General features: G+C 25.2%; 6 protein-coding genes and 1 tRNA gene. 2 read left to right on the top strand and 5 right to left on the bottom strand.

What is annotated here, in order from left to right; genetic code table 11:
* Positions 1–117: 117 nt before the first annotated feature.
* Positions 118–594, top strand: a complete 477-nt coding sequence (ruvC, locus tag CARM_RS08340) for a crossover junction endodeoxyribonuclease RuvC (protein WP_139426814.1) — start codon at positions 118–120, stop codon at positions 592–594.
* Here the strand turns inward: ruvC and CARM_RS08335 are convergent, their stop codons facing one another.
* Positions 595–1,227, bottom strand: coding sequence for a hypothetical protein (locus CARM_RS08335; RefSeq protein WP_139426768.1), 633 nt, complete (start codon positions 1,225–1,227; stop codon positions 595–597).
* Between the two features lie 122 nt (positions 1,228–1,349).
* On the opposite strand from CARM_RS08335, the gene CARM_RS08330 reads away from it, so the two are divergent.
* The gene (locus CARM_RS08330; protein ID WP_139426770.1) at positions 1,350–1,970 is read left to right on the top strand and encodes a DUF305 domain-containing protein; all 621 of its coding nucleotides are present in this window, start codon (positions 1,350–1,352) and stop codon (positions 1,968–1,970) included.
* Between the two features lie 571 nt (positions 1,971–2,541).
* On the opposite strand, the gene CARM_RS08325 is transcribed toward CARM_RS08330, so the two are convergent.
* The 4 genes from CARM_RS08325 to CARM_RS08310 all read right to left on the bottom strand — a co-directional run bounded on the left by CARM_RS08325 (position 2,542) and on the right by CARM_RS08310 (position 8,713).
* Entirely contained in the window at positions 2,542–5,694 is a 3,153-nt protein-coding gene (locus CARM_RS08325; RefSeq protein ID WP_139426772.1) for an Eco57I restriction-modification methylase domain-containing protein, read from the bottom strand.
* Between the two features lie 542 nt (positions 5,695–6,236).
* Positions 6,237–6,312: transfer RNA gene (locus CARM_RS08320), tRNA-Val, on the bottom strand.
* A gap of 47 nt (positions 6,313–6,359) precedes the next feature.
* The gene (locus tag CARM_RS08315) at positions 6,360–7,550 is read right to left on the bottom strand and encodes a replication-associated recombination protein A (protein WP_139426774.1); all 1,191 of its coding nucleotides are present in this window, start codon (positions 7,548–7,550) and stop codon (positions 6,360–6,362) included.
* Complete coding sequence (locus CARM_RS08310) at positions 7,547–8,713, bottom strand: DUF945 family protein (protein WP_139426776.1); 1,167 nt, start codon at positions 8,711–8,713, stop codon at positions 7,547–7,549. The genes CARM_RS08315 and CARM_RS08310 overlap by 4 nt, the downstream gene beginning before the upstream one ends.
* Positions 8,714–8,779: the final 66 nt, after the last annotated feature.

The following is an 8,779-nucleotide window of genomic DNA, read 5'->3' as shown; positions in this document are numbered from 1 at the left end:
TATTCTTTTCTTAGATTAATTTTTAATAATTAAAATTCTAGCTTGTTTTTTATAAAATATGGGTAAAATTATTCACATAAAAAATTTCACACCTATGTGAAGAAGTGAGTGGAAATATTGAAAGTTTTAGGAATAGATCCTGGTTCTAGGTATTGTGGATATGCTATTATAGAAAAAATAAATAATAAAAATCAACTCATAGAAGCAGGACTTATAAAAATTAAACCCAATGATTTACAATATCAAATTACAGAATTATGTGAAGGACTTGATTTAATTTTTAAAAATCATCACTTTGATGAGGTAGCTATAGAAGATATATTTTTTGCATATAATCCAAAAACAGTTTTAAAATTAGCTCAGTTTCGCGGAGCTTTAAGTTTAAAAATTTTACAACTTCATGGAGAATTTGCAGAATATACTCCTTTGCAAGTTAAAAAAACAGTAACTGGAAAAGCAAAAGCTACTAAAGAGCAAGTAGCTTTTATGGTAAAAAGATTATTAGGAATTTCAAAAGATATCAAACCACTTGATATAACAGATGCTATAGCAGTAGCTTTAACACATTCATCAAATTTAAAGATTAAACGCTAGTTATTTTCCACTACCTATAAAATAAACTTCAACATCATGTAAAAGTTTTTCACATATTGCTGAATCAGTATTTTTATCAACTACTAAATTAATTTGATTTTTAGTATCTCTAAAACTACCTGCAGATTTTGAATTTTTCATTTCTAATTTTTGATTATCTTTTAAATATTTGATGGTAATTACAAATTTATGAGTAGCAGTAGCTTCACCTAAATTTGTTTCTATTACTACATTCATATTTGAAGCTTTTGCTAAAGTTGCTTGAGTTTTATTAAGAACTTCTTTCATTCTTCTATTGAGTTCTAAAATCCTTGAAATAAATTTATTATCTATACTTTCAAATGCTATTTTTAGTTTATTCATGATTTCTTGGTTGGTTGGTTTATCAGGAGCTACATACACCATATAAAGACCATTTTTAATATCTATTTTAGTACTTTTTGTATCACGCCCACTACCGAAAATTTTAATATAAATGGCATTATCAAGATATACTCTATCTATCATAGGACCATAAATTTCATATTCTCTTTTTCTTACGATTACTTCTCTTGCAGCTACTTGAATTTTTACTGAACAATCATGAATTATAGGTTCCATTTCTTTTTTTATTTCAAGTAGTTCTTTAAGCATTTTTTATCCTTATATATTTTTTAAATAAATTATAACAAAAAAATATTTAATTTTTTAGTTAATTTTAGTTTGCAATATTTTTATATATTTTTGATTTTAAATTAAAAGTTCAAGGAAAAAAAATGAAAATAAAAATTATAGTTTCAAGTTTAGTTTTGGCTAGTGCTTTATTTGCTGTAAATTCTCATCATGCTCATCATGGAGCTTCTGGAAATATTTCAGCTCAAATTATGGCAAGTATGCATGAACCTATGATGAAAAATCCTTTAGTGCAAAGTAATGATATAGAAAGAGATTTTTTAGCTAATATGATTCCACATCATCAAGGTGCTATTGACTCATCTAAACTTTTATTAGAGCATACTAAAAGTGAAGAGATGAAAAAAATCGCTCAAAATATTATCAATGCTCAAGAAAAAGAAATTCAAGAATTTCAAGAAATTTTAGATAAAAATCTTTATACAAAAACTCAAATTGATGAAGAAACTTATAAAAAATTCGTTCAAGAAGAAAAAGAACTAATGCAAAAAATGATGCTTTTAATGGGTGCTGTTAAAGAAAGCAAAAATATCAACAAAGATTTTTTAGAAGGTATGATCGCTCATCATCAAGGTGCAGTAGATGCTTCTAAACAAATTTTATTTTACTCTAAAGACAAAACTATTACTGATATTGCGAAAAAAATAATCTTAGATCAAGAAAAAGAAATTCAAGAATTTACGAATTTATTAAAATATATGTAAAAATATCTCCAATTGAATTTTAAAAATAAAAAGTGTTAAAATAATAGTGGAAGGTTTTAGTCCTTCCACTATTTCTCAAATAAAATTAATAATGTTTGTATTGGATAATTTTTATTTTTCTTATAATAATCTAAAAATTATTGAAGCTAATTTCTTTGAAAGTTTTGATTATATTTGATAATAAAATTTACAATATTTTTTGATTTTATTTCACATAAATATAAATAGCAAAATATTCTCTGCGAGGCTCATAGAAAAAAATGATTTTTTTTGAGATTATTTTAATTTATGATTTGTAATTTTTTATGTATACCTAAAAATATTTAAATAATTATCTTATGTATTTTTATTATAATTTTACAAAATAAATATCATGATTTTGCTCAACAAATGAATAGTAATTTATTAGATAATAAATTTAAGAAGTGATTATTTTATAAAATAGATAAGCTCTAATTTATATACATTATCAAAATAATATAGGTATAACTTTGAACATATTAAGTTATAAAAGAGATCTTAAATAAGATTTTAATTTATTTTATTTAAAAATATCAAGTCATATAAATTCCTAATATTTTTCAATTTTTATTGGCAATCTTGATGATATACTTCTGCTATCTTGTGAGTTTATAATTATTTCATTTACTGCTTTATTTTTTAGTTTTTTTAATATATATTGTGCTTCATGAAAGCTTATATATTTTGTTTTTCCGTTATTATCAGTTGTTTCGCTGATATAACTTATATGGTTATCAAATAAAGGTATTATACTCCTATTCCAATCAGTATTTATGGTATTTATGTGATTTGGTGCTAGACAAGTATTATCGCGGATGCAAACAAATTGATTACCCCAAACATAACTTCCCATCCGTAAAATACCATAGTTTTCATTAAAGCTTTGTACCCTTTTGTTAAATCTACTTCCGCCTCCGAGTTCATCGTCTATGCTATCTAAATAATGATAAATAAGTGGTGCTAATTTTTTAAGCTCATCTTTTGACAAAGGTTTTTTTGAATTAATTGCATAAGGGCAAATAGCGTAAGAGTTTTCCCAATGAAATCCGTTATTTTTAAGCATAGGTGCGGTTATAAAAGGTTTTATATATTTTAATTCCAGTTCTATTGTTTTATTTTTATCAACTTTTAATTTATTACCGTGTTTAGTATAAGGGTGAAAAATACCTATTTTTTTATTTCTTAACCCTTTAAATTCAACTCTCATTTGATATGGTACACTAACGCCTTTTCTGAATTGATATTCACATTTTCCAATTAAACTTTGTAGATATTTAGCTCTTGATAAATGTTTTACTATCAAAAAATTATTATTTAGTTCCGTGTTTAATGTAATAGCAAAATTATTATGCTCTTCAAAACTTTTTTTTGCTTTTTGCCAATCATCATTATGTGTTATATAAATATTATTGTTTTTTTTAATATAGCTTAACAATGGTACTACAGTTTTGTCTTTTAAAGGATTTTTAGAGATTTTAAATGCACAAAAATCAATTCCAACACCTTCAAATATTTCACCTGTATTTTTATTGCTAAAATCTATAAATTCGTTAAAATATAATTGTTCATCACCATTTATTTTTAAATTTCTAAATCCCTCAAATGATTTATTAAATAAAATTGATTTTGGCATTAAAAAACAAAATGTTCCATTATCGTTTAACCATCGTTCACAGCACTTATTTGCTATTAAGGCACATATATTTAGATTATTTCCACCTACATTTCTATCATTAGAAAAAAGTCCTTCTATACGCATATTTTGTTTTATATTAGCTCTATAATTTTCAGGCAATACCGACCACTGCACCCAAGCAGGATTACCTATAATATAGTCAAATTTCTCATAACTTGCTACTCTAAAATAGTTTGAAAATATTTTTAGCCATATAGAGTTTAGTTTTTCTTTTTCAAATTTGATTAAATTTGCGATATTTTCCTTTATCTTAGCATTTAATTCTTTGCTTTCTTTGATAGGGGTATAAGCATTTTCAAAAACTTTTAAAGCCCCTTTTTCATCTAACCTTATAATATGCTTTTCAACTTCATTTATAATATCCATAAAATTTGGCATTAAAACTAACTCTTTTGGTAAGGTTATCTTTATGGAGTTTATATCAAAAGCCCTTTGAAGTCCTGTCGTATAAAGTTCATAATTAAAACAAGGCACTTTATCAATTTCTATTAAATTTGGCACATAAAGACTATCTGCTAAATATACTGGTATTTCATATTTTTCGTTTAGATTGAAGTTGCATTTTTTAAGTCCTGATATTAACACATTTGCTCTTGCCATTAACACGGCAATAGGATTTATATCAACGCCTACTATATCTTTTACATACTCTTTAAAATCAATTTTATCTTTTAAATCCTTATATTTATGATTAAAAAACACTGATAAAAATGTTCCACTGCCACAATTTGGATCAATAAAGCTCCGCTTTTTTAAATTTTTATCACCATTTGTAGCTGATAGTAGCGTTCGCTCAGCTAACCAATATGGCGTGTAATACTCACCAAAACTATGGCGAACTACTTTTGGTATAAAGTTTAAATAAAGCTCCTTAAACATATCAAGCATAGCGGTATTTTTAGCTATATAGATATTTTCATACGAGCAAATTTTAAAGATTAACTTTTGCATTATTTCTTTTAATTGTGTTGTAAAACTCTCTTTCACATACCAAGAAAAGAAGTCATTATCGGTTAAATTTATAATACCTATTTTATTAAAATAGTTTCCTTGTTCCATTTTTGTAAAAAACTCTTGTATCTTTTTTAAGTTACTTGTTTGATAAAGTTCATCTAAATCAAGCGGAGAAATAATTTTTGGCATATCATTAACAATACGAACTAAAAGCAATTTGATAATAATACTAAGCGTGGTGTGAAGTGCAAAAAAGGCTTTATATTCGCTATCTTTTTCTATAAGCTCATCAAATATTTTACTAAAAATTTCTCGCCTATCAATTATATCTTGATGCTGCCCGTTATCGTTTTCAGCCAAGCGAAATAGTTTTTCCCATTCGCTATAAAGTAATAAAGTGCGTGAATTTAATTTGCTTTCATCTTTTAAAATTGTAAAAAGATATTTTGCTAAATTTCTTACTTCATCGTTGTCTAAAATTTGATTTGTAGTGGCACTAACTATTCCAAAATCTCTTTTTAAATTTGTAGGTGAAATATGGATAATACCCGAACCAAAAAGAGTTTTTATTAAAATATCTAAGTTTTTTCTTGTAAGTTTTCCGCTATTTGTAGCATCGTAGGTTATAGCATTGTTTTCATCTTTGGTATATATGTATATATATACTCCGTCAAATAAAAAACCATACATTTTAAAACCACTAAATTTTGGATCTTTTAAATAGTTTTGCGTTTGATATTGTTCGGTATTTATATTAGATGTTTTTGATTTAATTTTTTTCTTTAGTAAGCCATATTTTTTATACTCAATTATAGTATTACCGTATTGAAAATCAGTCCTGCCATACATATTTGTTTTTTCATGGTTAAAAAATTCATAATTATTTGTAAAATTCAAATCTCTTAGCAATTTATTAATCTCATTTTCAAAAATATATCCCAAATCTATTTCACTACCATTTTGATTGAGAGGTGAATTATCAGAACAAATGTTAATTAAAAAATCATTATATATTTTCTTATTACTTTCATTTAAAGATGAAAAATCATACATTATATTCCTTTTTATTTTTGATAGCTTTTGATTATAAAATTTATTATGTTAATTATTATATTAAAACATTGTTTTTTATTTTTTAAAATGGTTATTTTTTGCCATTTATCATTTTCATTGTTTTAATTATGGATATTCTAGTAAAACAAGACTTAATAGTTAATATATATGATTCTATTTTGAAATTTAATAAGCAACATTACAATAATAAATTACTTAAATTAGACAGCAGATTTGGATTAATAAAACTATTGTAGTATTTCTTTAATAAAATAAAGCCTATATAAAATTATAGTATATTGTCTTACTATAAATTAAAAAAGCAGATCGCTAGTATGTAAAGTTTTTTTGAAAACCAATATATAGTTTTGGGTATAAGTAATTTTATAACCTTACTTAAAGAACTATCAAATCAATATTAATTATAATATCTTAAATTTTTTTTCTTCTCACTTTTTCTTGTGCTTTATAGAAATATTTATGGAATATTTTTATGTGAATGCAATATTTAAAGTTTTTTTAAAATCGAAAGAAATAAAAAATGGTGGCTCCGATTGGACTTGAACCAACGACCACCACCATGTCAAGGTGGTGCTCTACCAACTGAGCTACGGAACCTTAAAAAACAAAAATTATATAAAAATATTTTTACATTGTGCTTAAATTTAGCCTTTAGGTTTTTTCATATCTTTTAACCACAAATCTAGTTGTGCTTCAAAACCCACACCTTTGCTATGATAAAATCTTAAATTTTTTTCTAAGTATTGTTGTTTTACCCAGCCTCCAAAATCATGTGGGTAAAGATAGTTTTTTCTTTGTGGGTGATTGTTATCAAGATGAGATAAGATTTTTAAAGCAGGGTTGTTTTGGACATAATTTAGGGCAGAATTTATTGCTAGATAGCTTGAATTTGATTTAGGAGAACTTGCTAAAAAAACTACACATTGAGCTAAGATTATCCTAGCTTCAGGATAGCCTATATTTTTTACAGCTATTAATGTGCTTGTGGCTAAATTTAGTGCTTGTGGATTTGCATTAGAGATATCTTCACTAGCAAAGATAACTAATCTTCTAGCGATAAAATCAGCACTTTCTCCCCCATCAATCAATCTTGCAAGATAATACAAACTCGCATCCACATCACTTCCCCTTAGACTTTTTATCAAAGAACTTGCAAGTTTATAATGCGTATCTTTACTTGAAGTGCCATCGCTTAAAACATTAGCTCTTAATTTTTTTAAAGTTTCAAGCTTGATATGAGTTTGATCTAAAGTTAGAGCAAACTCGCATAAATTTAAAAAACTTCTTGCATCGTTTGCACTTGAAGTGATTAAAAAATCTTTTGCATCATCATCGATTTTGCATTGTAATTTTTCTTGCACCTTTGTGGCAAGTTTTTCTAAGTCTTTACACTCTAAACCTTTAAATTCAAAAAGCATAGTCCTGCTTCTTATGCCTGAAGTTAAAGTAAAATAAGGATTTTCAGTGCTTGCACCTATGAAAATGCACTTTTGATTTTCTAAAGGCACTAAAAGCATTTCTTGTTGGGTTTTTGAAAGCCTATGAATTTCATCGATAAAAATTAAAGGTTTGTATAAAGAATTTTCATAATTGTTTAGTATTTTTCTAAGCTCTTCAAGCTTAAAATTTCCCCCATCAAATTCATAAAAATCCAATTTAAAATCATTTGCCACAGCTCTTGCAAAAGAAGTTTTTCCACATCCTGCTGGACCAAAAAATACACTATGAGGGAGTTTTGAAGCTTGTATAAATTTTTTAAAAATTTCTATTAAGTTTTCTTGTCCTAAAATCTCATCAAGAGTTTTAGGACGAAAGGTTAGACTTAGATTTGTCATGGTTGATTTGTTATAAGTCTTTCACCATTGATAATAGTTTTAACATCTGTTTTATTAGAATCATCATAGATAAAATCAAGCATATAAGAGCCGTTGTTATCTATAAAATAAGTGTCAAAATTTACAAATTCAGGCCATATTTGACTAGGAAGAATTTGACCATTCGCGTGAAATTGAGATTTTATATTATTTTCTGTAAATATAGTTTTTCCATTCGCGTTAAATTTTTTACCTTCTTTTTCAAAGCTTAGATTGTTTAAGATGATTTCAGGATTTTCTTTTAAAAACTGACTTGCTAAAAGCATCATAGAAAAAATATCAGTATTTGAATTTTGTACTAGGTCATCATAAGCTTTTTTTGAAATGTTATTAAAGTTTGCATCTAAAATAATGTTATTTAATGTTAATTGTTGTTTTGGTAGCTTAAAATCTTTCATATCAATTTTTAATACACTATCATAATTATTTTTTGTATTTGAAGTTGTTTTTGCATAGATATTAAGATTATTTAATAACAATTCATCAATGAATTTAATAGTTTCTATACTAATTTTTTGTTCGCTATTGCGTGTGGGATTAAAAATATCTATAATATTCAAATTTCCTATAGGAAATTCTGAAATTTTAATATTTTTTAATTCAAAACTTTCATCAGCTTGTTTTAATAAAAAATGATTTACATTCAAATGCATATCTTTTATAAATTCATCTTGTGTATTAGCGATAAAATTAAAATTATTAATGATGATATCAACATCATTTCTAGTGGTATTTATATCATTAATTTTAGCATTGATTGTAATTTTATTTCCAGTTTTTACGCCTATTAAAATTTTTAGAATTTCTTCATTTGGAAAAATTTCTTTTAAATCTTCATTTTCGTTTATAATAGATACTACAGCATTATCGCTTGCAAAAAAACTATTATAAAAATCTATATTAACTTTAAAACTATAAGGTAAGTCGTTAAGTGTAACTATAAAACTTCCCTTGGAATTTAAAAATCCTTTGGTATAATTAACATCTTCTACATTATAATACATTGTATTTTGACTCATTTGAGTAAATATTTTTTCATTTATAGAATTAATATAAGAAGTAGAAGTACAAAATGCTATAACTAATAAAACCAATACTACAGCAGTTGCAATAATTTTTCTCATTATATTTCCTTATGTAAAATTTTAAAAAATTATATATTTTTATTACTAACTAATGCTTATAATTTT

This window comes from Campylobacter armoricus (assembly GCF_013372105.1).
GTDB lineage: Bacteria > Campylobacterota > Campylobacteria > Campylobacterales > Campylobacteraceae > Campylobacter_D > Campylobacter_D armoricus.
Note: the sequence above shows the minus strand (reverse complement) of the source record. Positions and strands in the feature narration are given on the sequence as shown.